Raw genomic sequence first — 26,872 nt, forward strand, 5'->3', positions numbered from 1 at the left:
TCCAACGGTTGTAGTCGGGTTTTGGTTCCCTCAGTCGATGAAAACGCCCACACTTGCGGCGCGTCCGGCCGAGTCGATGACGGTCAATTTCGAGTAGCCGCCGCCATCGGGCAGCCATTGCTGGGTGCGCCGGCGGGAGAGGTCGGGCAGCGGCCTGCCATTGGCAAGCCAGCGGAAGGGCGCGCGGCCGCCCTGCAGCTTCAGCATGAGCGGCGACAGCGCGCCGGCGCCGGCGCCGAGATCGATATGGGCGCCCTCGGGCGGATAGACGATCTGAGGGGCGGCCTCGCGGCCGGAGGCGACCAGCAGGCCACTGGCATTGAACGCGAAACGCCGCTGGCTGATCGGCAGTTCGGACCGGGCGATGCGCACCGCCCCGGCCGGCGGGCGGGGCAAGGGCGTCGTCGCGATGCCGGATTTGGCGAAACCCTCAAACAGGATGGGTGCTGCGGTGCCATAGCCGGTCAGTCCCGGCACGGCGCTGTTATCCGGCCGTCCGACCCAGACGCCGAGCACATAACGCCCGTCATAGCCGACCGACCAGGCGTCGCGATAACCGTAACTGGTGCCGGTCTTGTAGGCGATGCCGCGCTGCGGTGCGCCGGCGGGGGAATGACGCCGGAGAGAATATCGGCGACGTTCCAGACCGCGACCGGCTCCAACAGCGGTTCGCCGTCGAGCTTGCCCGGTGCGCCGGTGACACCGTCGCCGAGCCTTGCCGGCTGGCCGCGATTGGCGAGCGCGGTATAGAGCTGCACCAGATCTTTCAGCGTGAGACCGACGCCGCCAAGACCGATCGCCAGTCCCGGCGTCTCGTTCGGCGGCAGGGCCGGGCGCACCTCGGCGCGGCGGAAGCGGACCAGCAGCCGCGACGGCCCGACGGCGTCGAGCAGCTTGACGGCCGGCACATTCAAGGAGAGTTGCAAGGCCTCGCGCACGGTGACGTCGCCCTGATAGCTCATGTCGAAATTGCGTGGCCGGTAGCCGAAGAAATCAGCCGGCCGGTCCTCGATGATCGTCTCCTGGGAGACGAGGCCCTGCTCGAAGGCGAGCCCATAGATGAAGGGCTTCAGCGTCGAGCCCGGCGAGCGGTTGACGCGCGTCATGTCGATCCAGCCGGAGCGGCTGGCGTCGAAATAATCGGCCGAGCCGACCTCGCCGACGATCGCGCCCGTCTGGGCATCGGCCATCACCATGGCCAGCGACAGTTTTGGCCCGAGCTTCATCGCCGCTGCCCGGGCGACCGATTCCAGCCCCTGCTGCACCTGTTTCTTCAGCGTCGTCTGGTGCTTGAGGACTGCCGGCTCCTTGCGCAGTGCTGCTTCGGCGACATGGGCGGCCAGCGCCGGCAATTGCATGCGTCGCATGGGGACAGCGACACCCTCGGCTCGCTCCGCCTCGCCGTCGCCGACGGCCTCAGCCACGGCGACACGCTCAAGCACACGCTTGCGCGCCTCTTGCGACGCCTTCAGATTGCGGTCCGGCCGGCGCCGTTCGGGCAATTGCGGCAGGGCGACGAGCAGGGCTGCCTCGGCGACCGTCAGGCGGCGCGGCTCCTTGCCGAAATAGGCAAGACTTGCGGCGCGCACGCCTTCCAGATTGCCGCCGTAAGGCGCATGCGTCAGATAAAGATCGAGGATCTGTTCCTTCGACAGCCGCCGCTCGATCTGCACGGCACGCGCGAGCTGCAGCAGTTTTGCCGAAAGCGAGCGTCCCGCCCGCGGCTCGATCAGCCGCGCCACCTGCATCGAAAGCGTCGAGGCGCCGGAAACGATGCGGCCGTTGCGGACGAATTGCGTGGCTGCCCGCCCGAGCGCCCAGGCATCGACGCCATTGTGATCGTAGAAACGCTGATCCTCATAGGCAATCAGCATGCGCAGGAACTGTGGATCGACGTCGGCAACCGTCGTCTTCAGCCGCCAGCGGCCTTCCGTCGTTGCAAAGGCGCGCAGCAACTGGCCGTCGGCATCGAGCACCTCGGCGGAAACCACGTCCGCTCTATCCAACGGCGGCGGAAAAGCCTTGTCGGCGGCGTCGAGCGCAAGAAGAGCCGCGCCGGCAAGAAGGATGCCGGCGACGGACCCGATCGCAAACTTGTGCCACAGCCTCATTCTTGTGCTGCCACGACCTCCATCTTGCCGGTCGCCGTGCGGGCCGAAAGCTCCGGCCGGTACATGTCCTCGACGCTTGCGGCCGGATGGTCGTAGATGCCGGGGGTGACGGCGCGCACGACATAGGCGACGTTGAATTCGCGCTCGTCGCCCTGAGCGCGGTTGAAGGCGGCGACGAAACGGTCGTAGCGGAATTCGGTATGGGCGGCGGAAATTTCGCCGATCCAGTCGAAATTCGTCATCTGGGCGCTGTCGACGAGGTTTGGATTGTCGATCTCGAAGCCGGCCGGCAGAAGATCGGTGACGACGATGCGCGACGGCCAGTCGTTGCTTTCGCGTACATGGATGACGACGACATAGCGTTCGTTCTGCTGGGCTTCGCTGACATTCGCCTCCTCGCCGTCGAGCGTGTAATAGCTGCGCTCGATGAGGAAGCCGTCGCCGCCGGCCGGCAACGGCACGGTCGGTGCGGCAACGGTGGTAACAACCGCCGATACCGGGTCGTTCGTCTGGTTGGTCAAGGTCAGCGGATGATCGGTGAGCGCATCGCCGGTCATCCGGGCCATATAGGCGCCGGTGTGGGCGGCGCCGTTGACGTCGACCTTCAACCCGTCGTCACCGCCCTGGATGGCGCGTGCGGCAAGCAGCATCCAGGCCTCTTCCTGGGTGCTCTTGTATTTGCTGCGCTGCCATTCCTTGGCGACGGCCTTGGCGAGTTCCGGGACGACAGGCGGCACCGGCCGGCTTTCGGCAGCGAGCGCCAGGATCGCCGCGCCATCGCGCAGGATCGTGCCGTAGTCGGTGCGCGACAGGTTCACGCGTGAGACCATCGACTGCTCGGACATTTGCAGCGCGTCGAGGAAGATGTTCTTCGAGCGCTGGGCATCGCCATAGAGCGCCAGTGCGGCGGCGATATGCGCCTTGGCGAGCGGCGTCGGGAAGTCGTTGATCATCGTATCGGCGTAGTAGCGCAGATCGCTGATCGCCGCCTTCTTGTTGCGGGCAAGGACATAGATGGCATAGGCGATCTGATCGCCCTGGCCCTTGATGTCGGTGGTGTAGGACAGGGTGTTCTGCAGGTTTTCCAGCGCCTGCACGAAGGCCCTTTCCGGCACGTCATATTTCATTTCGCGGGCCCGCGTCAGGAAGTCGGTGACGTAGGAATCGAGCCAGACATCGCCCGAATCCGGTCCCCAGAGGCCGAAGCTGCCGGCCGAGGCCTGGTAGGAGAGCACGCGGTAGATCGCATCCTGGACGCGCTTGTGCACGTCGTCGTCATTTTCGATGCCGGCCTGCTTCGCCACTTCGGCGAGGTAGAGCAGCGGCAGCGCCCGGCTGATGGTCTGCTCGGCGCAGCCCAAGGGATAGCGGTCGAGCGTCATCAGCAGTGCCGGGATGTCGAAGGCGGCCGAACGGGTGACGTTGACGCTGATCGAAGCACCCGGCAGGACGCTGTCGGCAAGCAGGTTCTTATCGACGGTGAGCTTTGCTCCGGGCTTCAGCGCCAGCACCCTGCGTTCGGTGATCGGCAGGGATGACGGGCGCACCGGCACGTCGACGGTCTGGTCGAGCGAAAGGCCGGAGGCGTCGGAGAGGTTGATCGAGACGCTGCCGGCGCCCGGCTGTTTGCCGATGAGCGAAAGCGTCAGCGCGGACTTGGCGCCGGCCTCCAGCCGGATCGTCTGGTCGGCAGAGGCTTGGTCGATGCCGACCGCATCATTGCCGGTCAGCTGCAGCTTGTAGTCGCCGGCCGGCGCATCGGTATTGGCGATGTCGAGGCGCAGATTGGCCTTGTCGCCGGGGGCGAGGAATTTCGGCAAGCTCGCGGTGACGACGACCGGATCGCGGATGATGACGTCCTTGACGCCGTGCCCGACACCGGTCTTCGACCAGGCAACCGCCATGACGCGCGCCGTGCCGTTGAATTGCGGAATGTCGAAGGAGATATTGGCCTTGCCTTCGGCGTCGAGCTTCACCGGCCCGGAGAAGAAGGCGACGAGCTTCTGTGTCGGCGGGCTTGCCTGCAGCGCAATGGCACCGCCGTCGCCACCGGTCCTGAGCTTGCCGGTCGCACCCAGCGAGCCGTCGATCAGCCGGCCATAGAGGTCGCGGATTTCAAGGCCGAGCTGCCGCTGGCCGAAATACCAGTCTTCCGGGTTCGGCGGCTCGTAACGTGTCAGGTTGAGAATGCCGACATCGACGGCGGCAACCGTGACATAGGCATCCTCGTTGGCGCCGGCACCGGCCACCTGCAGGCCGATGTTCAACGGTCCGCGCGGCAGCATCTTTTCCGGCGTGTCGAGCTTGACTTGCAGCGCCCGCTGTTCGGGATCGACCTTCAGCCATTTGATGCCGATCGAACGCATCGGCATGTGGCTGTCCTGGGCGTCGCCGGGGCGGAAGAGCGTCGCGGTCACATAAGCGCCGGCACCCCAGTCTGCGGTGACGGGGATGTCGACCTCGCCGCCGGTCTCGCCCATCGTCGCATTTTGCACGGCAACCAGCTTTTCGGTTCCGGCCATGACCATCAGCTCGCCGCCATAGCGCGAGGTGATTTTCAGCTTGGCGGTGTCGCCGACCTTGTAGCTGTCCTTGTCGAGGGCGATTTCCAGCCCATCCGGTGTTTCGGTCGAGGTCGAGGCCACGAACCAGCCGGCGTCGAATTCGACGCTGGAGGTCGGGCCGTCGGCATCCGGGCTTTCCACTTCGAGGCGATAGCGGCCCAATTTCACCGGCACGGAGATCTTGCCGCCGTCCGTCGTCGCGTCGACGCTGCCATTGGCGATTTGCTCGGCGGTGTAGACCGGCTCGTATTTCCATGCCGTCCCCTCGCGATACCATTGGTACTCGCGGTTGAGGCTGTAGAATTTCCAGCGCAGGCCCTTGGTCTCCTGCTTCTGTCCCTCGGCATTGACGCCGATCACCGTGAAGTTGGCGATGGCGTTCTCAGGCAGATCGTCGGAAAATTCCGGCTTGATGCCGATCGAAGCGCCCTGATTCTTCACCGGAATGGTCAGCGAACGCTCGATGGCGCGGCCGCCGGCCTCCTGCATGCTGATATAGACGGTGGCGTTGAGCAGTTGCGTCGTTGCCGGCAGCTCGCTGACGGTGAGATCGGTCGAGGCTTCGCCGTTCTCGTCGAGTTCCGGCAGGCCGTCGATCGGCAGGCGCGAATCCTCGCTCGCCTCCTCGTCGGCGAGGCCGAAGAGGAAGCCCTTATAGGCGGCGCTCTCGCGCGTCGGCTTGACGACGACATTGCCCTCGAGCGTCAGGCCGGCGGCCGGGGCGCCATAGAGATATTTGCCGAAAACATTAATCTTCGCGGGCATATCCGGGCCGATTTCCTTGGCCTCGGTCTTGATCTCCAGGTCGGTGCGATCCGGCACGAAATCGTCGACCAGGAAACTCTTGCTGGCGATCGCACTGCCCTTGGGATCGGTGTAGATGTTCATCGTCCAGGTGCCGCGCATGGCGTTTTCCTGGGTCGGGAAATCGACGCTGTAACCGCCGAGATTGCTGGTCTGGCTGACGATCCGCCGGTCTTCGACACCGTCGGGGCGGCTGAAGATGAAAGTCAGCGGCAGGTTCTCGATGGCGTTGCCATCGGTGTCGCGGGCGAGCGCCTGTGCATGCACCGTTTCGCCGGCGCGATAGATGCCGCGTTCGGTAAAGGTCAAGACGTCGATCGCGCCGGGTGCGGCGCGGCCGGTCACGCCGCGGTCGGAGAGATCGAAGCCGGCCCGCGTCATGTCGAGGAAAACGTAGTCCGACGTGCCGTTCCTGGCGGTAATGACGGCGGGTGTCAGCGCCGCCGTGCCGCGGATCAGGCCGGCGGTGAAGGTGGCGCGGCCGTTTTCGTCGGTCTTGGCGGTGCCGAGCACTTCATTGTTCTTGGCAAGCAGCTGCAGCTCGACGCCTGATATCGGCTTTGCCGAGGCAAGCGAACGGGTGAAGACGTTGAGCCCGTCCGTGCCGGCATAGGTGGTGATGCCGATATCGGAGACGAGGAACCATTGCGTCGCCTGCGAGTCCCACTCCTGCGCCGGGCCATTCGGCCCCGTTGCGGTCATCACGTAGACTCCGGGCTTGCGCTCGGGCAGCGCCTCATCGACGGGGAAGCTGGTGACGATGTCCTTGTTGAGCTCGTCGGCGATCTCGATCGAACCCTGCCAGACGAGTTCGCCGTTCTGATCCTGGATGTTCTGGGCGCTGTAGCCGTCGAGCTGGGTCAGGAATTGCGAGTTGGTCAACAGCGGCGCGATGGCGCGATCGCCGATGCGGTAGAGTTTGAGGTTGGCAGACGTCATGTTGACCGAGACGATCGGAATGCCGCGGCGCGCCGTCGAGGGCAGCACGAAGCTGTCGCCGGTGAAACGCACTATCTGGCTGCGGTCCTTGATATAGACGTCGATGCTGACGGGCGCTTCGAGCGCCTCGTCGACGGATGACGGCAGGCCGGTGCGGAAGCCGAGCTTGTAGGTTTCGCCATGCGTCAGCCCCTCGACGCAGATCTGCTTGTCCTTGGTTTCCAGCGCCTTGGGCGCCGCACCGTTCAGCGTCACGAAGGGCGTATAGTCGGTGGTCTTGATGAGAGCTTCGGAGAAGGTGACGCAGGCGCGCGGCGTGGCGCTGTCGGCGTCGACCGTGTGTTCGGTGATGCGGAAGCCCTGCGTCGCCTTCAGCTGCAGGTAGGCCGCCTGCACATCCTCGGAGGCAACCAGCGCCAGGCTCGCCTTGTAGGCGTCGAGCGCCGGGCGGTAATTGGCGTTTCGGTCCAGGGCGTCGGCGAGGACGGCGAGCGCTTCGGCGCGCTTGGGCTTGGTGCGCGTCAGCTCGTAGCCGTTCAGCGCGTCGAGCACGGCCTGACCGCTCGTGCCACTCTCGGCGCTGCCGAGCGAAGCTGCGGCGCGGGCGGTTTCGAGCCAGAGATCGGCGTCGTCAGGGGTGATCGACAGCGCGCCATGGAAGGACTTCAGCGCGTCGGCCAGATTGTTGCCGGTGAGGTCGATGCGGGCATTGGCCGTCAGGCTGTCGGCGCCCTGGCCCTGCTGGTCGTCGGCAAGCGCCAGATTGTCCTTGAAGTCGCGGGCTTGCTGGATGAGGTCGTTCGACAGGAAGGTCAGGCGCGGCGCAGCACCGAGATCCTGCTCCTTCTGGCCGGTCGTCTCGACAATCTTGCCGGCGATGGCGCCGGGGAAGGCGTTCATCGTCTTGAAATCGGATTTCAGGAAGCACCATTTCACCTTGGGATTGTAGGTGAAGGCCTTGCAGCTCTTGTCGCCGATGCACGAGGTCTTGCACTGATCGAGTGAGACGTTCTGCTCGGTGCGAAGATCGAAGCCGAAGAAATCGGCGTCCTTGATCGTCTGGATGTCGCGCTTGGTCTCCGCAGCGGCGGCGGGAAAACTGACGGCGATCGTGGAAAAAAATGCGATTGTCGCGAAAGCAAAGAACGAGCGCACGGACATAGGTTCCCCCCGGAAATGCAGGCTCTGACCGGCGGGCACTCTCCTCACTCCTCGCGAGATTGTCAACTCAGGTTGCATGCTGTTTCATCTTCACACAGGCGCTTTCGTCTGCCTGTCACATCGGCGTGAGTGATCGGGTTGTGATTTGCGCCTTTTGCAAGGATGAGCAAGGATTTGGGCCATCGCAGGAGGTAGCGCCATGTCCATATTTTCTCACCGCAGGAGCCTTGCCGGGCTCCTAGCCGCCACCATTGTCTCGCTCGGTGCGTGTGCCGCAAGTGCGGCTGAAGATGCCGTCGTCATTCCGCCGCCGGCCGTTGACGAGGCTGCCCGGCCGGGCACCGAGAGCGCGATTTTCGCCGGCGGTTGTTTCTGGGGTGTCCAGGGCGTCTTCCAGCACGTCAAGGGCGTCCAGAGCGCCGTCTCCGGCTATGCCGGCGGTGAGGCTGGGACGGCCCAGTACGAGACCGTCAGCACCGGCTCGACAGGTCACGCCGAAGCCGTCGAGGTGAAGTTCGATCCGAAACAAGTGAGCTACGGCAAATTGCTGCAGATCTTCTTCTCGGTGGCGCACAACCCGACGCAGCTGAATTTCCAGGGCCCGGATCAGGGAACGCAGTATCGTTCGGCGCTATTCGTCGCCGACCCCGAGCAGCGCAAGGTCGCCGAGCGCTATATCACTCAGCTCGACAAGGCGCATGTCTTCGCCCAGCCGATCGTCACCAGGGTCTCCGACACCACCGGCTTTTATTCCGCCGAGGCCTATCATCAGGATTTTCTGACGCTCAATCCGACCTACCCCTATATCGTCTACAACGACCTGCCGAAAATCGAGAATCTGAAGTCGCTGTTTCCCGCCGATTACCGCAGCCAGCCGGTCCTCGTCAGGAAGGCCAAGGGGTGATTAACCCTCAGGGGATGATGTCGATAGGCGTGTGATTGGGAACGCGGGCCCAGATATCGCGCATCTCCGCATTGGTGACGGCAATACAGCCATCCGTCCAATCCCATAGCTGATGGGCTTCCTGGAACAGGCCCCAGCCATTGGGAAGCCCGTGGATCATGATATTGCCGCCGGGCGGAAAGCCGTTGGATCCGGCGTTGCGTCGGTCATCCGGGTTCGGATAGGAAATGTGGAGGCTGAGATGCGCCATGGACTTGGGATTTCGCCAGTCGATCTCATAGCGCCCTTCCGGCGTTTTTTCGTCACCTTCCTGTTGCTTGGGACCGGCATCGGCAGCCTGCCCCAGTGAAATCCGATATGTCGAGATCGGAACATCCCCTTTGAGAAGGACCATGCGGCGTTCGGATTTATAAACACGGATGAGGTCGGCCTGTTGCGCGAGCGGCGCATCCGGAGGTGGCGAGCCCGAGCCGATCCTGGCCATCAATTTGGTATAGGCGAAAAGGCTGACCACGACCGTGGCCAAGACGATAAGTTTGGTTTTCAACGTGAGCCTCGATCTTCATGCCAACGGAATAATCATATCGTGTCATCGTGCCTTCATCCAGAAGGTGCGCGCTTGAGATTGAGCACAATTTAGCGCCCGTTTTTGCTTCGCCGGCTTTCTTGTTAAGAATCTATCAACGTTAACAATATCTTAAATATCAAAAATCGCGTTCCACCGCGGAACATATCTTCAAGTTGGCCGTTTCAGCAGGGAGTTTCGTGCAGGGACAGCTGCCGGAGCGGATACCTCTTCCGAAGTATATGCGTAACAAGGGGACGTATCATGGCCACCAATGTCGTGCGGCGCTGGCAACGAGATGATCTCATGAGACAGAGAGTATTGATCGTCGAAGATGAATTCCTCATCGCCCTGGATCTCGGGGCGACGGTGGAAGATATGGGTATGCAGGTCGCAGGTCTTGCGAGTGATCGCGAACAGGCGCTGCGGCTGGCGCCGCTTGCCGATATCGCCTTCGTCGACGTCAATCTCGCCGACGGCCAGACCGGGCCCGAGATCGGCCGGCGGCTGGCAGAAGAACACGGCATTGCCGTCGTGTTCATGACCGGCAATCCCGAAGTTGTCGCTAATGGCGTCAAGGGCGCGGTCGGCGTGGTGCAGAAGCCGGTCATGCCTTCTGTCGTCCAGCAGCTGGTGAAATATCTTGCCGCGCGCCGCGTCGGCATGTTTGCGGTCGTGCCCTCGCAGATGACCGTCTTCGCCTGATTGAAAGGGCCTGATCGGGAGGCCTTATCCGCCCGCTATGGCCGCAAGCTGCGGCGGGCGACCGACCTTATCAGCCGCCGGCCCGCCATAGGCCTTGAGAAAGGTACGGACGGCATTGCGCGCCGCCTTATCAAGCTCTTCATCGGTGGGCGTTCCACCGAAAAGCGTCATCATCTGCAGGTCAGCATTGGCGAGCGCCACGAACTGCCGGGCGGCGACGTCGAAATCGTCGATGACGAGCGCGCCCTTATGAGCGACCCGCGCAAGAAGCGCGGAAAGGGCAGTGGTCAGCTTGCCCGGTCCCTGCTGGCGCCAGCTTTCGAACAGGTGCGGATATCGCTCACCCTCCGTCTGCACCAGCTTGCGCAGGAATTTTCCGTCGTGATTGCAGATGCAGTTCTTGTTGAGGCGCACGGCGAAGGCCGTCAGCCCGTCCTCCAGATTGTCGGCGTTCTCGGGAAAGCTCGCCAGCACCGAGAAGAGCATGGCGTTGGCGCGGTTCATGACGTCCTCGACGACGGCGACGAACAGCGTTTCCTTCTCGCGGTAGTGATTGTAGATCGTCTGGCGAGAGACACAGGCGACGGCGGCAATCTCGTCGATGCTGGCGCCGGCAAAACCCTCGCGGCAGAAGACGTCGGCGGCGGCATCGAGGATCGACATGCGCTTTGCGCATTGTCCGCGCTGCGTATGCCCCCCCATCCGGACTGCCGGTGTCATGCGATCTTTCATGAAGGCGAAGATAAGACGTCTTGACGATTTAGACAATGGCGTCTAGTTTACAGCCGTGTCCAAATTTGTTGACACTATTGGTTCCTTGCTGAAGATATGAGCTCCCAACTTCGTCTTCGCGCGAACGATCATCATTGAACCCCAGAACATGATGCCGAAAAGTGTGAGGAGTTTTCGGGCGCCATCCTGTTCTAAGAGCACTGCGGCGGAGCGACGATTCGATGCTTCCGCTGCGCTTTTATGAAAGATCACCATTATGACGGCTTCCTTCTTTCGCATTGCTCTCATTCTTGGCCTTCTCTCGGCCATCGGCCCCTTCGCCATTGACATGTATCTGCCTGCGCTGCCGTCCATCGGCCAGGACTTGCATGCGGATAACAACGTCACCCAGCTGACGCTTCTCGCCTTCTTCATCTCCTTTGCCCTCGCCCAGCTCGTCTATGGTCCGCTTTCGGACATGTGGGGTCGCAAGCTGCCGCTCTATCTCGGCATCGGCGTCTTCGCGGTCGCCTCGATCGGCTGCGCACTTTCGACCGATATCGAAACGCTGATCGCCTTCCGTTTCGTCCAGGGCATCGGCGGTGCCGCCGGCATGGTCATTCCGCGCGCCATCGTCCGCGACATGCATACCGGCGTGCAGGCCGCGCGCCTGATGTCGCTGCTGATGCTGGTCTTCTCGATCTCGCCGATCCTGGCGCCGCTGACCGGCAGCGCCGTCATCGAATTCTACGGCTGGCGCGGGGTGTTCTGGGCGGTGATGATCGCCGCCTTCATCGGCCTCGTCCTGCTTGCCACCCAGCTTGACGAAACCCGCCCTGCCAAGGAGCGCAGCGGCAGCGGCCTCAAGAGCGCCATGGCGGCCTACCGGCTGCTGCTGGCCGACCGCAATTTCCTGACGCTGACCTTCATCGGCGGTCTCGGCATTTCGAGCTTTCTCGTCTATCTCGCCAACTCGCCCTTCGTGCTGATCCAGCACTACGGGCTGACGCCGACCGAATACAGCTTCGCCTTCTCGATCAACGCCGTGTCCTTCTTCGCGGTGTCGCAGGCGACCGGCTGGCTCGGCGAGCGTTTCGGCCTGGTGCGCGTCATGCGGATTGCGGTCAGCGCCTTTGCGCTAGCCATGGTTGTCATGGCGGTGGTGATGGCTTCAGGCTTCAACCAGCTGCCCGTCATGGCGACCTTCTTGTTCATCGGCTACGGCTTCCTCGGCCTCGTCATCCCGACCAGCGCCGTTCTTGCTCTCGAGGATCACGGCGCGATTGCCGGCACCGCCTCGTCGCTGATGGGCACGCTGCATTTCGTCATTGCCGCCGTCGCCATGGTGATATCGAGCCTTTTCTTCGACGGCACGGCCGTTCCGATGGCTGCCGGCATTGCGCTCTGCGCCTTCTTAGCCTTCGCGCTGACCCAGGCAACGATCGGCCGCCGCGCCGCCGTCGCCGCTGCCGAATAGTCAAGCACAGGCCGCACCCATCCCCCGGGTGCGGCCACCAATCAGGGTTGCGATACCGCAGAAAATACCTCGCGCGATTGAATATTGGCGGCCAGCACTATTTACGCCATGACGCAACATGATCATTCCGGAGGATACGCATGGTCGATGAGAAGCGGCTGATCTCGAAAATCACCTGGAAGCTGATGCCGTTTCTCGGCATCCTTTATCTCATCGCCTATATCGACCGGCAGAATGTCAGCTTTGCCAAACTGCAGATGGTCGATGCCTTGGGGATGAGCGAATATGCCTACGGCCTCGGCGCTTCGCTGTTCTTCATCGGCTATTTTCTCTTCGAGGTGCCGAGCAACCTCTTCCTCGAAAGGCTCGGCGCCCGTGTCTGGTTCGCCCGCATCCTGGTGTCCTGGGGCCTCGTCACCGTCGCGCTCGCCTTCACGCAGAACGCAACGATGTTCTATATCCTGCGCTTCCTGCTCGGCGTCTGCGAAGCCGGCTTCTTTCCAGGCGTGCTCTATCTGCTGACGCTATGGTTCCCCTCTGCCTATCGCGGCCGGATGGTCGGGCTGTTCATGATCTTCAGCGCCATCGCCAATGCCGTCGGCGCACCGCTCGGCGGCGTGCTGCTCGATCTCGATGGTCTTTACGGCCTTGCCGGCTGGGAGTGGGTCTTCCTGGCGACCGGTATTCCAGCCGTCATCGCCGGCATCGTCACCTTCTTCTATCTTCCCGGCCGGCCTGAAAACGCAAGTTTCCTGACTGGCGAGGAGAAGGACTGGCTTGAACGGAGGCTCGCATCGGAAAATGCCGGCATGGGCGAAAATGCCGGAAACGGCTTCAAGGCGCTGATCGACCCGCGCGTCCTGCTGATGGCGCTTTGCTATATCGCCTTTCCGCTCTCGGCCTATGGCCTGAGCTATTGGCTGCCGACCATCGTCCAGGCCTTCGGCGTCAGCAATACGGTGAACGGTTTCCTCAACATCATTCCCTGGCTGCTGGTTGCGGTCGCGCTCTATGCCGTTCCCACGATGGCCGACAAGGCCCAATCGAAGACGCCCTATATCGTCGTTCCGGCCTTGATCGGCGCCGCCTGCCTGCTGCTGTCGGCGCTGATCCCGAACCACGCCTTGCAATTCGCCTTCCTCTGCGTCGCCGCTGCCGGCATCTTCGCGCCGCAGCCGGTGTTCTGGAGCCTGCCCTCGCGTTTCCTCAAAGGGGCGGGTGCCGCTGCGGGGCTTGCCGCCATCAATTCGGTCGGAAATCTCGGCGGTTTCGTCGCCCAGAACGTCGTGCCCTGGATCAAGGAGGCGAGCGGCAGCACGACTGCGCCGATGTTCTTCCTCGCCGCCTGCCTTGCTGTCGGCGCTCTGCTGGTCTTCTTCGTCACGCGGCAACTGTCGAGCCGGGAGCCTCCGGCGGCGCCGAGCCGGGTGTGAGGGGAACTCAGCCCGTCAGCGTGAACGCGTCGCTTTCGCCAGGAACGAGTTCCAGCGGCCAGATCCGGCTGCGGGCTCCCTGCGGATAATGATCGGCATAGGCCGGCATGGTGGCAAGCAGGGTTTCGCCGAGCTGGGCGCCGAGATCGCGCAGCGACATGCGGAAGGAGGTCAGTGACGGCTGCAGGAAATGCGTGCGCGGCTCCTCGCGGAAACCGACGACGGCGAGGTCTCGGCCGGGAACGATGCCGGCCTCGGCAAGCCGCCGGTAAAGCCCGATCGCCATCAGTTCGTGGATCAGGATGATCGCCGTCGGCCGTTCTTCGATCATCAGCAGTTCGTGGCCAGCCTGATAACCGCCCTGTTCGCTCGACTTGACACGGATAACGAGGGCCGGGTCGAAGGCAATACCGTGGCGTTTCAGCGCCTGGCGGTAACTCTCGAGGAAGATATAGCCGAGATTGATGTCGGAGGAGGGGGCCGCCACCGCGATCCGCCGGTGGCCTTTTGCGACCAGCCGGTCGACGCCGCGCGCCGCCACGCCTTCGAAATCGAGATCCATCCAGGTATAGCTGCCGCCGGACGCGCTGCGGCCGAGCGCCACAAACGGGATTCGGACCTTTTCCAACAGCTCAATGCGTCGGTCGGTGCGTCGGGTCGCCGAGATGATCATCGCATCGACCAGGCGGCGCGCCACCATGCGCTTCAGATATTCGTGCGGATCCTCGTCATCGGGGCAGGGCAGCATGACCAGATCGAGCTTGTGACGGGAAAAGACGCTCTGCAGCCCGTCGGTGACGCCCAGGAAGAAGTCGTCGCTGTTTTCGACTGTCTCGCGGCTGACCTCGAGCATCAGCCCGATGACGTTGGTCATGCCCTGGCGGAGGCTGCGGCCCGATTGGTTGGCGACGTAACCAAGCTCCTCGGCGGCGGCGAGCACGCGCCGGCGCGTTTCTTCGTTGACGTCGGGCTTGCCGTTCAGCGCACGGGACACCGTCCCGATCGAAATGTCGAGATGCTCGGCGAGCTGGCGAATTCCCTTCATCTTTGTCGATCTTCCTCTCTGAAAGCGCCACGCGTCAGTGGCCCTTCTTGCCACAGGACAGCGCCTGCGAAAAGCCGTGGGTAGAGGTTACGGCTGGAAGCTCCGGCGCATGACCAGTTCGGGATGACTCGCTTGAGCGAAGTTCAGACTGTGCGTTGGTACCGCCCTTCGGTGAAGGCTGCCCCTCCTAACCTCTCCCCGTAAAAAACAGGCAGAGGGGACGTGCCCCGCGAGAGGTTAGTGGGGACGGAGAGGTCGCTGCACATACCCTTCGCCCCGTTGACGGGGAGAAGGTGGCGGCAGCCGGATGAGGGGCCGATTCTTGGGATGTCGCTGATATAAACCAAAACCGAGGCTGCGAAACACAACCTCGGCTGAGGGGTCGAGCGGCGATGACGAGGTCAAAGCCGCTGCAAATGCTCAGGCCTATTCGCAGACCCGGACGGTTTCGGCGTGGTAGCCGCCGTCATAGCGGTTGCGCACGTCCCGGTCCTCATACCAGCATCTCGGCTGGGGTTCGACATAACGGGGGCTCTCGACATAACGAGGGCCTTCATCAACGTAGCGAGGGCCACCGCCATTGACGAGTGCGCCGCCGATAAGGCCGCCGACGACACCTGCGGCAACGCCGCCGGCGATGATGCGGCCGGTATTGTCGTGATGATGGTGGTCACGCGCGGCAGCAGGCTGAATAGCCGATCCAACAAGGGCCGTCGCGATCAACAGGCTGCTAATGATTCTCTTCATGTCATTCTCCTCAGTGGCACTCGTCCCCCGATAAAAGGGAAATGCGGCAGCAAATCGTTTGTTCGATCAAACTTTGCGACAGGCGTTAATTCATGTCATTTTCTCAGCGGGGTCGCCATGGGGGTCGCGGTCAGGTCGCCGACTGCGTCGCCGTCGTCTCCTCCAGCACGTCTTCGGGAATATCGTCGAAAGACGAGTAGTTGAGGTTATAGAGCTTGGAATAGAGCTTGCCGTTTTTCATCAGCTGGCGGTGGTTGCCGCTCTCGATAATTTCGCCGTTCTGCAGCACGATGATGCGGTCGGCCTCGCGGATCGTCGCCAAGCGATGGGCGATGACGAGGCCGGTGCGATTTTCGAGCAGCTTCACCAGCGCCTTCTGAATCAGCATCTCGGTATAGCTGTCGATGTTGGCGGTTGCCTCGTCGAGCACGAGGATCTTCGCATCTGCCACCAATGCGCGGGCAAAGCTCAAAAGCTGGCGCTGGCCGAGCGAAAGATTGCCGCCGCGCTCGCCGAGAATGCTGTCGTAGCCATCGGCCAGGCGCATGACGAATTCATGCGCGCCGACGGCCTTTGCCGCCTCGATCACCTGTTCGCGTGTCGCTTCCGCCTTGTGGTAGCGGATGTTTTCGAAGACGGTACCGGTGAAGAGAAAAGGCTCCTGCAGCACCATGGCGATCTGTGCCCCGAGCGAATCCTGCGTCAGGTCACGCACATCGTGGCCGCCGACTAGCACCTGGCCTTGCTGCACATCGTAAAAGCGGTGGATCAGCGACATGCAGCTGGATTTGCCGGACCCGGTCGGCCCGACCAGCGCCACCGTCTCGCCGGGATTGACCTTGAAACTTACATGTTTCAGCACTGGATGTTTCGGATTGTAGCCGAAGACGACGTCGTTGAATTCGACCGAGCCGTCCATGTCGCGCGATAGCGCTTTGGCATTCGGCGCGTCCTTGATGTCGACCGGCACATCGAGCACTTCGGTCAGCCGCTGGCCGGAGGCCATGGCGCGCTGCATCACCGAATATTGCAGCGTCAGCGAACGGATCGGGTCGAAGAAGCGCTGGATGTAAAACAGGAAGGCGACGAGAACGCCGACATCGAGCGCCTGGTTGAGAACGCGGGCGCCGCCGACGACGATGACCAGCGCCATCGCCACGCCGGTCAGGCTATCGACGATCGGCACCATCACCTGCGCATAACGTGCCGCCGTCAGATGCGTCCGCAAGTTCGCATGCGCCTTGTCGTCATAAAGCGTGAAGTTGACGCCCTGCCGGTCCATGCTCTGGACGGCGCGCACGCCGTGGATGGCTTCGGCAAGGGCACCGTTGGCAACCGAATTGGTCTCGTGCGCGGCCATGAAGGATTTGCGGGCGAGCGGCAGCCAGAACAAGCGGACGATGAACAGCACTGGCAGCACCGAGAGCGTCAGCAGCCCCAGCTTGAAATCGAGATAAAGCATGACGACGACGATGCCGAAGAGCAGCACGATGTCGCCGACCGAGAGAACCGAGGTTTCGAGGAATTCCTGCATCGAGTTGACGTCGCCCTGCAGGCGCGACATCAGCCGGCCCACCTCGGTCTTGTCCATGAAGGAGAGCGAGACGCGCTGGAGATGCGAAAACATCGCCCGGCGGATATCGAAGAGCACGTCTTCCGCCACGCCACCGACCAGAGTCTCCTGCGCGTAGCTTGCCGCATAGTTGATTGATATGGCGATGGCGAAAGCGGCGATCGACCAGACCAGTGCCGAAGAGTTGCCGCCCGGCGACATGCCGTGGTCGATGGCATAACGGATGATCAGCGGGATCAGCAGCTGCATCATCGTGAAGGTCAGGACGGCAACGACCGACCAGAGGACCTGGCGGCGATAGGGACGAACGAAAACCCAGATGCGCTTGACGATATTGCCGTCGAAGGCCTTGCCGAACATCTCCTCCTCGACGCGATGCGAACCGACCACCGCCCGCGGCGGGCGGCGCCCATCCTCGCGAACGTCGGGACGCTCGGTTTCCAGTTCCTCGGCCATCTCGTTCCTCCTGCGGCCATTACATGGGATGGCCCGCAATATTCACTGCTTGTTTGCTCTTCCCCCAGCGGGGGAGAGGCGAGTTAGGCGCTCAGCACCTCGTCGCCTGGCCGAACCTGCAGGTCGTAGAGCGCCTTGTAGCGGCCGCCGAGCGACAGCAGCGCCTGATGTGTTCCGCGCTCGACGATCCGGCCGTCTTCGACGAACAGTATCTGGTCGGCATGCATCAGCGAGCTGAGGCGATGGGCGACGATGATCGTCACCCGGTCGGCGGCATAGCGGCGCATGGCGCTGCGGATGCGCTGCTCGGTGGCCGCGTCGATTGCCGCCGTCGAATCGTCGAACACCATCACCGCCGGCTTCAGCATCAGCGCCCGGGCGATCGAAAGACGCTGCCGCTGGCCGCCGGACAGTGAAACGCCGCGCTCGCCGACGACGGTGTCGTAACCGGTGGGCAGGCCGAGCACGTAATTATGCAGCTGGGCGCTTTCACTGGCGCGTTCGATGCGACCTTCCTTTGCCCAGGGGTCGCCATAGGCGATGTTGTTTTCGATCGTCGTCGTGAACAGGAAGGAATCCTGCTGCACGACGGCAACCGCCCGGCGCAGCGATTGCAGCGTTGCCTTGCGGATGTCCTGGCCATCAATGGTGATCTTGCCGCCGCTAACGTCGTAGAAGCGGGGAATGAGATGGGCGATCGTCGACTTGCCGCTGCCGGGAGGGCCGACGATGCCGATCGTCTGGCCGCGTCTGGCTTCGAAGGAGACATCGTGGAGCACGGTGCGCTTTTCCGAACCGGGATAGGCGAAGCTGACATTCTCGAAGCGCAGCACGCCGTCGGTCACCGCCAATTCCTTGGCATCCGGTGCGTCCTTGATCGCGATGTCGAGGTCGAGCAGGCTGAAGAGGCGCGAGCCGCAGGTGGAGGCGCGGGCAAAGGCATTGACCATCAGGCCGAGCTGGCGCACCGGCATCTGCAAAATGGTCATGAAGGTCAGGAAGGAGGCGAGCGTGCCGACGGTGATCTCGCCCGACGTCACCTTGCCGCCGCCGACGAAGAGCACCAGGCCCATCGCCAGGAAGAAGGAGAAGGTCATGGCGCTGGTATTGAGGACGCGGATGCCGACGCGTTGATGCGCGAGCGCCAGAGCATTCTTCGAGGCCGCCTCGAATTTCGACAGCTCATGATCCTGTGCGGCAAAGGCGCGCACGACGCGGATGCCGCCGAGATTCTCCTCCATGATGCGGGTCAGCACCGAAAGCCGCTCCTGCAGATCGAGCCAGGTGGCCCGCAGCCTGAGCTGCGTCGCCGAGGAGCGCCAGCCGACGAAGGGCACGAAAGAGAGCGCCAGGAGGCCGAGCACGATATCGGTCGACAGCAGCATATAGGCGCCGATGCCGATCAGGATCGACAGCAGGATCATTCGGACGAGCGCCGTGGAAAAATACATCCGCACGCCTTCGAGATCGAGCAGGCCGATGGTGATCAGATCGCCGGAATGCACCGTGTCGTGAAAGCTGAAAGACAGCCGCTGGATCTTCTCATAGCAGGCCAGCCGCAACTCGTAGCCGATGTGATGGCCGACGGCTTCGCTGTAATAGTTCTGGACCATGGTGAAGAGGCCGCGCAACACGCTGGCGCCGAGCAGGAGCAGCGCCGTGGTCAAAAGCGCGTCCTGCGCCGCCTGGCCCGCCGCGCCGCCGCTCATCGCCATCTGTGTGTGGTCGACCGCCTGGCCGAGAAGGCGGGGGATCATCAGCTGGAAGGTGGAAGCGACCAGCGTGGCGCCGATCGCAAAGCCCGATTGCCAGGGGTGGCGGAAGGCCATCATGGTGATACGCACCAATGTGAAGAGGCCTCGGCCCCAGCCTGCCGCAGTTGCAAGCGCCATCGAAGCCGAAGGCTTCGTCGCGCGTGTTAACGCATCGCTGCTCACGGTATTTTTTCCAATAGATGTGTGGTCGGACGCTGGCCCGAAAAGACGGCAAATCCATGAAGGGATTGATTGCGCCTTCACTTTTGCCGATTCCATTTGGGGGTTCAAGTAAAGAATTCACCAACTGGTTATTTTTACGTGAGGTCTCCTCGCGAGCTGGCGGGAACAATCGCATTGTGGGTTGGTTGCAGCAGGCAAACCCTGTCAGGCAATCATTACCGGAGAGAGACCATGCCGCTGAAAGCCCTCGCTCTTAACGCCACACTGAAGACCAGCGATGCCAAGGAGGCGTCCTCGACCGACCGGATGATCGCTCTCATCGACAAGGCGTTGTCGACCTATGACGTCAAGACCGAAGTGCTCCGGCTTGCCGATTTCAACGTCAAGCCGGGCGTCACATCGGATGAAGGCGCAGGCGATGACTGGCCTGATATTCGCACCAAGGTGCTCGCCGCCGATATCCTGCTGATGGCGACGCCGATCTGGCTCGGTCAGCCCTCCAGCGTCTGCAAGCGGGCGCTGGAGCGTATGGACGCCTTCCTCGATGAGACCGACGATCAGGGCCGCATGGTTTCCTATGGCAGGGTCGCGGCCGTCGCCGTCGTCGGCAATGAGGACGGCGCCCATCATGTGTCGGCCGAGCTTTTCCAGGCGCTGAACGATGTCGGCTTCACCATTCCGGCCAGCGCCGTCGCCTATTGGGTGGGCGAGGCGTTGGGTTCCACCAATTTCGTCGACCTCGACAAGGTTCCGAAGGTGGTGACGACAGCCGTCGACACGCTGGCGCGCAATACCGCGCATCTGGCCGGCCTGCTGAAGGCGAAGCAATATCCGGGCGAGGGTGACTGAAGCGCGCCGCATCGACGTTCTAAACCAAGTTATCTTTCAATGGCTTGAATTGCCGTGGCAATAAACCTCTTGCCATATGCGCCATTTCGCGCTTTCATACACTACTAGTTTAATAGACTATAGGCGAGCGTGATTGGTCCGCTTGTGCATTTCCGGGGCTTCCGGCTCGGACCTCGATCCTGCGGCAGCTGTCGTGAATGGCCGCATGAACCTCATTAACGCATGATCCGCTGTTTTATGCGTTGAAACCTCGATCGACCCACGGTGCGGATGAAACCGCAAAGGAGTTGCGATGACGGTTCAGGGACTTTTTTCGGCGCGCGCCAATGCGGCGGCGCTGATATCGGCGGTGCCGCGTATTGCCATCGTCGGGCGCGGCTTTTCCGGGATGATGACGGCGATCGCGCTGATGAAGACGCTGCGCGCGCCCTTCCACCTGCAACTGTTCGATCCGAATTCGTCGGTCAGCGGCGGGCAGGCGCTGGCGTCAGTGCGCGCCTCGACGATCCTCAACACCCGCGTGCGCGATCTCTCGGTGTCTGTCGGCGACAGTGACGATTTCAACGATTGGCTCTGCAGCAATGCCGCCTTTCGCGCCGCCGTGCCGGCCGCCATTCCCGGTTTCCGGCAGATCTTCGTGCCGAAGGAAATCTTCAGCGATTATGTCTACCAGCGGTTTTCGGAAGCGCTCGCCGCGCGCCGAGACATTACCGTCCAGGTCTGCAACGATCCGGTGGTGGCGATCCGCAGGAGCCACGGCAACCGTTTCCTGCTCGAAAGCGCCAATCCCGCCAATCCGCTGTTCGATACCGTGATGCTGGCCACCGGCTACGGCCTGAACGATCAGGATACCGGCGGTGAGGAGGTTTCGCCGGTCAGGGCGCAGCGCCTCGTGGCACGGCCACATGCGGTGTTGCTCGGCAGCGGCATTCGCGTCGTCGACCAGCTGCTGCAGCTGCGCGATGCCGGTTATGCCGGCCAGGTGACGATCATTTCCCGCCGCGGTTTCCTGCCCCAGAGCCATACGCCGAATTCCGCCGATCCGCTGTTCCCGGCCGAAGCGCTGCCTGAGAGCCTGCCGGAGATCGTGCGCTTCATCCGCCAGGCCTGTCGCGAGGCTGAAGAAGAGGGCCGAAGCTGGCAATCGGTGATGAACGGCCTCAGGAAACATGCCCGCTCGCTCTGGCGCTCGCTGCCGGCACGCGACAAACATCAGTTCAACCGGCACCTCCGGGCAATCTACGACAGCCACCGCAACCGCCTGCCGGAAGCCATGCACCTGCGCCTGAAACGCGAGCTGGCCGAAGGCCGCACGGTGCTGCGCCGCGGGCGGGCCGGTCGCCGGGGCCTGAGCGGCCTGTTCTTCACGCCGGCCGGTTCCTCTGCGGAAGAGGTCATCCATGCCGAGCGCATCATCGATTGCCGCTGTCAGGCGCCGGATCTTTCGGCGCCGCTGATTGAGAGCCTGTTTTCCGCCGGCCTCGCCATGCCCGACGAACTGTCGCTCGGGCTGGCGGTCAATGCGCGCGGCGAGCCATTCCTGGAGGACGGTTCGACCGTCGCCGGGCTCTTTGCCGTCGGCCCGCTCGGCCTCGGCAGCCTGCCCGACATCGATCTGGTGCCGGAGATCGTCTCGCAGGCTTATGCCGCTGCCGAACGGGTCGGCGAGCGGTTCTACCCACAGGTTAAGGCCGTCTGAAAATTGAGGCTGCTTCGGAACCATCCGTCTGCGTTTGCGTTATAAAGCGCTGGTGACTCAGAGGGGCCGATGGAAGTGCTGAATCGACATGATACGTCTCTTGACGACGAGGGGCGCTTTCGTCTTCTGGTCGATGCCATCACCGACTACGCCATCTATATGCTCAGCCCCGAAGGCATCGTCACCAGCTGGAATACTGGCGCTCAGCGCTTCAAAGGTTACAAGCCGTCCGAAATCCTCGGCGAGCATTTTTCCCGTTTCTATCTGGAAGAGGACCGCGCCGCGGGAGTTCCGGAGCGGGCGCTTGCGACCGCCAAGGAACACGGCCGGTTCGAGGGGGAAGGCTGGCGCCAGCGCAAGGATGGCAGCCGCTTCTGGGCGCATGTGATCATCGATCCGATCCGCCGTCCCTCCGGCGAGCTCATCGGCTATGCCAAGATCACCCGGGACCTGACCGAACGCAGAGCCGCCGAAAAGGCGATCCGCCAGAGCGAGGAACAGTTCCGCCGGCTCGTCCAGGGCGTCTCGGATTATGCGATCTATATGCTCGATCCCGACGGCAATGTCAGCAGCTGGAATTTCGGCGCCGAGCGGATCAAGGGTTATCGCCCGAAAGAAATCATCGGCCGGCATTTCTCGACCTTCTATACCCCCGAGGACCGAGCCGCCGGCGTGCCGGAGACCGCGCTCGGCGTTGCGCGCGGCGAAGGCCGGTTCGAGAGGGAAGGCTGGCGCGTCCGCAAGGACGGCACCCGCTTCTGGGCCAGCGTTGTCATCGACGCCATCCGGGATGATGAAGGCGATGTGATCGGTTTTGCCAAGATCACCCGCGATATCACCGAAAAGATGGAAACCCAGCGCGCGCTGGAGCAGGCCCGCGAAGAACTTTTCCAATCGCAGAAAATGGAGGCGATCGGCCAATTGACCGGCGGTATCGCCCATGATTTCAACAATCTGCTGATGGCTGTGCTCGGCAGTCTCGAAATCCTGAAGAAGCGCATGCCGCAGGATCTGTCGCTGACATCGCTTGTTGATAATGCGATGCAGGGTGCCCAGCGCGGCGCGGCATTGACGCAGCGCATGCTGGCTTTTTCCCGCCGGCAGGAACTGCACATGGAGCCGATCGACGTCTCCGGCCTGATGCGCGGCATGATGGACATGCTGAGCCGTTCGCTCGGCCCGCTTACCAGGATCGAGACCTCTTTCCCCGTCAGGCTGCCGACGATCCTGACCGATCCGAACCAGCTGGAGATGGCGATCCTCAACCTCGTCGTCAACGCCCGCGACGCCATGCCGTCCGGCGGCCGGATCGTGCTTCGCGCGTCCGAGGAATCCGCGCCATCAGGCAAGGCTCCGCTGCCGCCTGGCCGCTATATAAGAATAGCGGTGATCGATGAAGGCGAGGGCATGGATGCAAAGACGGTGGAGCAGGCAACGACGCCGTTCTTCACCACCAAGGGCGTCGGCAAGGGTACCGGTCTCGGGCTTTCCATGGTGCAAGGCCTTGCGTCCCAGTCCGGCGGCCGCCTCATGCTGAAGAGCAGTCTTGGCGAAGGCACCACGGCTGAATTGTGGTTCCCGGTCGTCACTGTCGAGCGGACAGCCGAGGTCGCTTTAGGCCTGACGCAACGCGCTGAAAATGCGTCGCGCCGGCTGCGCATCGTCGCCGTTGATGACGATGGTCTGGTGCTGATGAATACGACGCTGATGCTGGAGGATCTCGGTCACACCGTGTTCGAGGCCATGGCCGGCCCCGATGCGCTTGAGATCCTGCGCAGGCAGCCGGTCGATCTGGTGATTTGCGACCATGCCATGCCGCGCATGACGGGGGCTGAACTCGCCGAGGCGATCCGCGAGGAATGGCCTGAGATGCCGATCATTCTCGCAACCGGTTACGCCGAACTCCCCGAAGGAACCGGCATCGCCAATCTGCCCCGCCTCGGCAAGCCCTTCTCGCAGACCCAGCTCGCCGATGCGATCAGCCGGGTCGCTTCTTAGAGCAATTCCAGGAAAAGTGTGAAGCGGTTTTCCGCCCGGAATTGCGCAAAAACAAAAAGCGTGACCGGCGGCGCTACGCGCTACGCGTCTCGTCGCCATTATCTTGGATGACGGCGCGGTCGGCCCCGGCCGTGGCTGAAGTTGCGCCGCTGAGGAGGCGCTTTTCGGTCTCTTGCAGGTCAAGGATCGCGCGTTCGATCCGCTCAGCCGAAGAATCGCGTGCGGTTACGCGCCACCGGTGCTGCTGCCACAAGCCGACGAGCAGGCGTCGGCTCGGGACTTCGATCGTCTCATGAAGGAACCACGCTCCCCCCACCGCAACGAACAGCGCTACCGCGATGAGCGCCGGTTCCGGCATCACAGTCTCAAAAGTCCGATGCACCAGGAACATTATGGGGACGTGGAAAAGATAGAGGGAGAAGCTGATCGTCCCCAGAAACCTTATCGGTGCAGCTGCCAGGACATTTGCTGCGATGGGAGGTTGTCGTGCGACGAGTGCCACGATGACGGCCGCGGCGACCGCACTTTGCAGGCTCCAGAATTCGGGCGAAAAACCAGGCGCGAGATGCCTGTAAGCGAAGAACACCGCCAGAAGGAACAGCGTGAAAATTCCCGTGAGGGCGGAAGGCGTCCATCGATCCCAGTAAGAATGCATCGCCCCGGCAAGTGCGCCGAAAAGAAAGTACGGGAGCTTGGAAACGAGCATGATTCCAGGCCCTGGCAATTCAAGCAGGCCATCCACGACGATGACCACTGCGAAGCCGACGATCACGCCGCTATAGCGGTGCGGCCGGGCTAAGCAAAGCCATAGGATTGGGAAGAGCAGATAGAATTGAATTTCGGGTGGAATCGACCAGAAAACGCCACTCGAGCCCAGCAGAAACACATGGCGCACAAAGTCCATCCCGCCCATGATCGGCTGAACGAAGTCCAGATTTGGTATGCCAGATAACATCGCCACGAGCAGAACGGCAGCCAGATAAACCGGATAGATGCGGGCAAAGCGGCTCACCAGAAAATCCAGGACGTTTTCTTTGGTCACCGGCCGGGAACCGTAGAGATGGGCCATCAGAAAGCCGCTGAGGGCAAAGAACAAGCCGACGGCTTCGCTGCCCATGGTCGTTACATGCACGGATGCACCCGGAAAGATAAGTCCGACATGGGCTTGAACGACCAGCAGCGCGGCGACACCGCGCAGGCCATCGAGACTGGGAATGTAATCCGGCCGGTTCATGTGCAGCTTTATATGTTCTGTTCTCGTAAGAACTATCGGACATCACTTTACACGGTATTAATCCGGTTGCGCTCAGGCCACCGGGCGCAACCGCTGCCGGAGCTCGTACCGCAAGCGACAGTGAGCCCGGGCTACTCCCGGCGGCCTCTGCCGGTCTCGCCGCGAAGGATGAACACCAGCAAGGCCAGCACCATCGCCGCCAGCCCGTACCAGGTGATTGCATAGACGAGATGGTTATTGGGGAAATGGATGATCGTCAGGCCGCCGACAGGCAGGCCGCCCGGATTGGCGGCGGCATCCGCATCGATGAAATAGGGCGCGACCGCACTGAGACCGCGCTTTTGCGCGATCGCCGCGACATCGCGGGAATACCATCGGTCGGCGGCGAGGTCATTGGATTGCAGCAGCGATCCCTTCGGCTCGCTCATCCGCATCAGCCCGGTGATCTCAACGATGCCCGACAATTCGCCGTCGCGGCGCGTGGCCGGATCGCGCCGGTCTGTCGGAACGAAGCCGCGATTGACGAGAACGGCGGTGCCGTCGGCAAGCGTTAGCGGCGTCATCACCCAATAGCCGGGGCCGAGCGCCGTCGACGCATAGACCAGCGTCTCCTTGTCGTTCGCCAGCGTCCCAGCTGCGCTCACCCGCCGATATTCGTCATCGGCGGCATTGACCTTGGCCCAGTCGGCTTGGGTCGGGGCGGGCAGGGGGGCGGCATGCACACGCTGATCGACCTGGGCGATGAGATCACGCTTCCAGGCGAGCCGCTGCACCTGCCAGGTGCCGAGGGCTGCGAGACCTGCGGCAAGCAGCACCAGGCAGACGCAGAAAATCGCGCGTTTTGCTCGAGAAGGCGGTCGTTCCGATTTGTCCGAGGGAGCCTTGCTCATCGGCCGGGTCGATGCCGGCGGCGCTGCCGCCGGCCTTTCCTGCCGATCACGGCATGTTCTTCATCATCTCGGGGCTCATCGGCATCATGTTGGCGTTGAGATGATGCATGACCCAGAGCGAACCGGAGAGCGCGATGGCGACGATGATGATGGTGAAGATCAGCGCCATCATCGTCCAGCCGCCCTCGCTACGAGGGTTCATGTGCAGGAAGAAGACCATATGCACGACGATCTGGATGGCGGCGAGGCCCATCACCAGCACCGCCGTCACCGCCGGGCTATCGAACACGCCTGACATGACCAGCCAGAAGGGAATGGCGGTGAGGATGACGGACAGCACGAAGCCCGTCATGTAGCTCCGGAAGGTGCCGTGGCCGGCCTGATGGCCGTGGCTGTGGCCGTGATGCGCCTCGTGCGCGTCCTCGTGTGCGGGTACTTGCGAACTCATCCGAGGACTCCCAGCAGATAGACGAAGGAAAAGACGCCGATCCAGACGACGTCGAGGAAGTGCCAGAACATCGAAAGGCACATCAGGCGGCGGCGGTTGGCCTCGACCAGCCCGTGCATCGACACTTGCACCATCAGCGTGATCAGCCAGATGATGCCGAAGGTGACGTGCAGGCCGTGCGTGCCGACCAGGGTGAAGAAGGAGGAGAGGAAGGCGCTGCGCGTCGGCCCGGCGCCTTCATGGATCAGGTGGATGAATTCATAAAGCTCGAGCCCGATGAAGGCGGCGCCGAACAGGCCGGTGACGGCGAGCCAGAAAAGCATTTCCGCCTTGGCGTTGCGCTCCATCTGCAGCATGGCGAAGCCGTAGGTGATCGACGAGAGCAGCAGCATCGAGGTGTTGAGGGCAACGATCGGCAGATCGAAGAGATCGGCCGGCGACGGACCGGCGGCATAGTTGCGGCCGAGCACGCCGTGCGTGGCAAACAGCACCGCGAAGATCAGGCAGTCGCTCATCAGGTAGAGCCAGAAGCCGAGATTGGTGCTGTTTTCCGGATGATGGTCTTCAGTCAGGTAGAATTCAGGCTTTTCGGCCGTGTCGATGGTCTGATCGCTCATGGTCA

Annotated in this window: 18 protein-coding genes and 1 pseudogene; 7 read left to right on the forward strand and 12 right to left on the reverse strand. The window is 62.6% G+C overall.

Annotated elements, in window-relative coordinates:
* Positions 1 to 30: 30 nt before the first annotated feature.
* A pseudogene (gene pbpC, locus J3O30_RS26710) lies at positions 31 to 2,111 on the reverse strand (penicillin-binding protein 1C).
* Positions 2,108 to 7,579, reverse strand: coding sequence for an alpha-2-macroglobulin family protein (locus J3O30_RS26715; protein ID WP_207585430.1), 5,472 nt, complete (start codon positions 7,577 to 7,579; stop codon positions 2,108 to 2,110). The pseudogene pbpC and the gene J3O30_RS26715 overlap by 4 nt, the downstream one beginning before the upstream one ends.
* 199 nt (positions 7,580 to 7,778) lie before the next feature.
* Here J3O30_RS26715 and msrA point away from each other — a divergent pair, with 199 nt between their 5' ends.
* Positions 7,779 to 8,483 carry a peptide-methionine (S)-S-oxide reductase MsrA gene (gene msrA / locus J3O30_RS26720; RefSeq protein WP_207585431.1) on the forward strand — a complete coding sequence of 235 codons (705 nt, stop codon included), beginning with the start codon at positions 7,779 to 7,781 and terminating at the stop codon, positions 8,481 to 8,483.
* Between the two features lie 7 nt (positions 8,484 to 8,490).
* Here the strand turns inward: msrA and J3O30_RS26725 are convergent, their stop codons facing one another.
* Positions 8,491 to 9,030: a L,D-transpeptidase family protein gene (locus J3O30_RS26725; protein ID WP_207585432.1), complete on the reverse strand. Its 540-nt coding sequence runs from the start codon at positions 9,028 to 9,030 to the stop codon at positions 8,491 to 8,493.
* Between the two features lie 282 nt (positions 9,031 to 9,312).
* Here J3O30_RS26725 and J3O30_RS26730 point away from each other — a divergent pair, with 282 nt between their 5' ends.
* Positions 9,313 to 9,753 (forward strand): response regulator, encoded by a 441-nt coding sequence (locus J3O30_RS26730; protein ID WP_207585433.1) that lies wholly within the window; start codon positions 9,313 to 9,315, stop codon positions 9,751 to 9,753.
* 24 nt (positions 9,754 to 9,777) lie between these two features.
* On the opposite strand, the gene J3O30_RS26735 is transcribed toward J3O30_RS26730, so the two are convergent.
* Positions 9,778 to 10,521, reverse strand: coding sequence for a TetR/AcrR family transcriptional regulator (locus J3O30_RS26735; RefSeq protein ID WP_207585434.1), 744 nt, complete (start codon positions 10,519 to 10,521; stop codon positions 9,778 to 9,780).
* Positions 10,522 to 10,741: 220 nt separating this feature from the next.
* Here J3O30_RS26735 and J3O30_RS26740 point away from each other — a divergent pair, with 220 nt between their 5' ends.
* Together J3O30_RS26740 and J3O30_RS26745 are read left to right on the forward strand one after the other, a co-directional pair.
* Entirely contained in the window at positions 10,742 to 11,941 is a 1,200-nt protein-coding gene (locus J3O30_RS26740; protein WP_207585435.1) for a multidrug effflux MFS transporter, read from the forward strand.
* A 140-nt stretch (positions 11,942 to 12,081) separates the two neighbouring features.
* On the forward strand, positions 12,082 to 13,374 hold the full coding sequence (locus J3O30_RS26745) for an MFS transporter (protein ID WP_207585436.1): 1,293 nt from the start codon (positions 12,082 to 12,084) through the stop codon (positions 13,372 to 13,374).
* Positions 13,375 to 13,381: 7 nt separating this feature from the next.
* Here the strand turns inward: J3O30_RS26745 and J3O30_RS26750 are convergent, their stop codons facing one another.
* The 4 genes from J3O30_RS26750 to J3O30_RS26765 all read right to left on the reverse strand — a co-directional run bounded on the left by J3O30_RS26750 (position 13,382) and on the right by J3O30_RS26765 (position 19,240).
* On the reverse strand, positions 13,382 to 14,419 hold the full coding sequence (locus tag J3O30_RS26750) for a LacI family DNA-binding transcriptional regulator (protein ID WP_207585437.1): 1,038 nt from the start codon (positions 14,417 to 14,419) through the stop codon (positions 13,382 to 13,384).
* A 426-nt stretch (positions 14,420 to 14,845) separates the two neighbouring features.
* Complete coding sequence (locus J3O30_RS26755) at positions 14,846 to 15,166, reverse strand: hypothetical protein (protein ID WP_207585438.1); 321 nt, start codon at positions 15,164 to 15,166, stop codon at positions 14,846 to 14,848.
* Between the two features lie 130 nt (positions 15,167 to 15,296).
* Positions 15,297 to 17,195 carry an ABC transporter ATP-binding protein gene (locus tag J3O30_RS26760; RefSeq protein WP_207585439.1) on the reverse strand — a complete coding sequence of 633 codons (1,899 nt, stop codon included), beginning with the start codon at positions 17,193 to 17,195 and terminating at the stop codon, positions 15,297 to 15,299.
* Positions 17,196 to 17,278: 83 nt separating this feature from the next.
* Complete coding sequence (locus tag J3O30_RS26765; RefSeq protein ID WP_207585440.1) at positions 17,279 to 19,240, reverse strand: ABC transporter ATP-binding protein; 1,962 nt, start codon at positions 19,238 to 19,240, stop codon at positions 17,279 to 17,281.
* A 123-nt stretch (positions 19,241 to 19,363) separates the two neighbouring features.
* Here J3O30_RS26765 and J3O30_RS26770 point away from each other — a divergent pair, with 123 nt between their 5' ends.
* The 3 genes from J3O30_RS26770 to J3O30_RS26780 all read left to right on the forward strand — a co-directional run bounded on the left by J3O30_RS26770 (position 19,364) and on the right by J3O30_RS26780 (position 23,678).
* Entirely contained in the window at positions 19,364 to 19,981 is a 618-nt protein-coding gene (locus J3O30_RS26770; protein WP_207585441.1) for an NAD(P)H-dependent oxidoreductase, read from the forward strand.
* Positions 19,982 to 20,273: 292 nt separating this feature from the next.
* The gene (locus J3O30_RS26775) at positions 20,274 to 21,680 is read left to right on the forward strand and encodes an FAD/NAD(P)-binding protein (protein WP_207585442.1); all 1,407 of its coding nucleotides are present in this window, start codon (positions 20,274 to 20,276) and stop codon (positions 21,678 to 21,680) included.
* Positions 21,681 to 21,749: 69 nt separating this feature from the next.
* Complete coding sequence (locus J3O30_RS26780) at positions 21,750 to 23,678, forward strand: PAS domain-containing sensor histidine kinase (protein WP_207585443.1); 1,929 nt, start codon at positions 21,750 to 21,752, stop codon at positions 23,676 to 23,678.
* A 73-nt stretch (positions 23,679 to 23,751) separates the two neighbouring features.
* Here J3O30_RS26780 and J3O30_RS26785 read toward each other — a convergent pair whose 3' ends face one another.
* The 4 genes from J3O30_RS26785 to cyoC all read right to left on the reverse strand — a co-directional run bounded on the left by J3O30_RS26785 (position 23,752) and on the right by cyoC (position 26,867).
* Positions 23,752 to 24,912, reverse strand: coding sequence for an acyltransferase (locus J3O30_RS26785; RefSeq protein WP_207585444.1), 1,161 nt, complete (start codon positions 24,910 to 24,912; stop codon positions 23,752 to 23,754).
* Positions 24,913 to 25,043: 131 nt separating this feature from the next.
* Positions 25,044 to 25,802, reverse strand: coding sequence for an SURF1 family protein (locus J3O30_RS26790; RefSeq protein WP_207585445.1), 759 nt, complete (start codon positions 25,800 to 25,802; stop codon positions 25,044 to 25,046).
* A 46-nt stretch (positions 25,803 to 25,848) separates the two neighbouring features.
* A complete protein-coding gene (gene cyoD, locus J3O30_RS26795) occupies positions 25,849 to 26,250 on the reverse strand; it encodes a cytochrome o ubiquinol oxidase subunit IV (protein ID WP_207585446.1) in 402 nt (133 codons plus the stop codon).
* Complete coding sequence (gene cyoC, locus J3O30_RS26800) at positions 26,247 to 26,867, reverse strand: cytochrome o ubiquinol oxidase subunit III (protein WP_207585447.1); 621 nt, start codon at positions 26,865 to 26,867, stop codon at positions 26,247 to 26,249. Before cyoC ends, cyoD begins: the two co-directional genes overlap by 4 nt.
* Between the last annotated feature and the right edge of the window lie 5 nt (positions 26,868 to 26,872).

Source organism: Rhizobium sp. NZLR1 (assembly GCF_017357385.1).
Classification (GTDB): domain Bacteria; phylum Pseudomonadota; class Alphaproteobacteria; order Rhizobiales; family Rhizobiaceae; genus Rhizobium.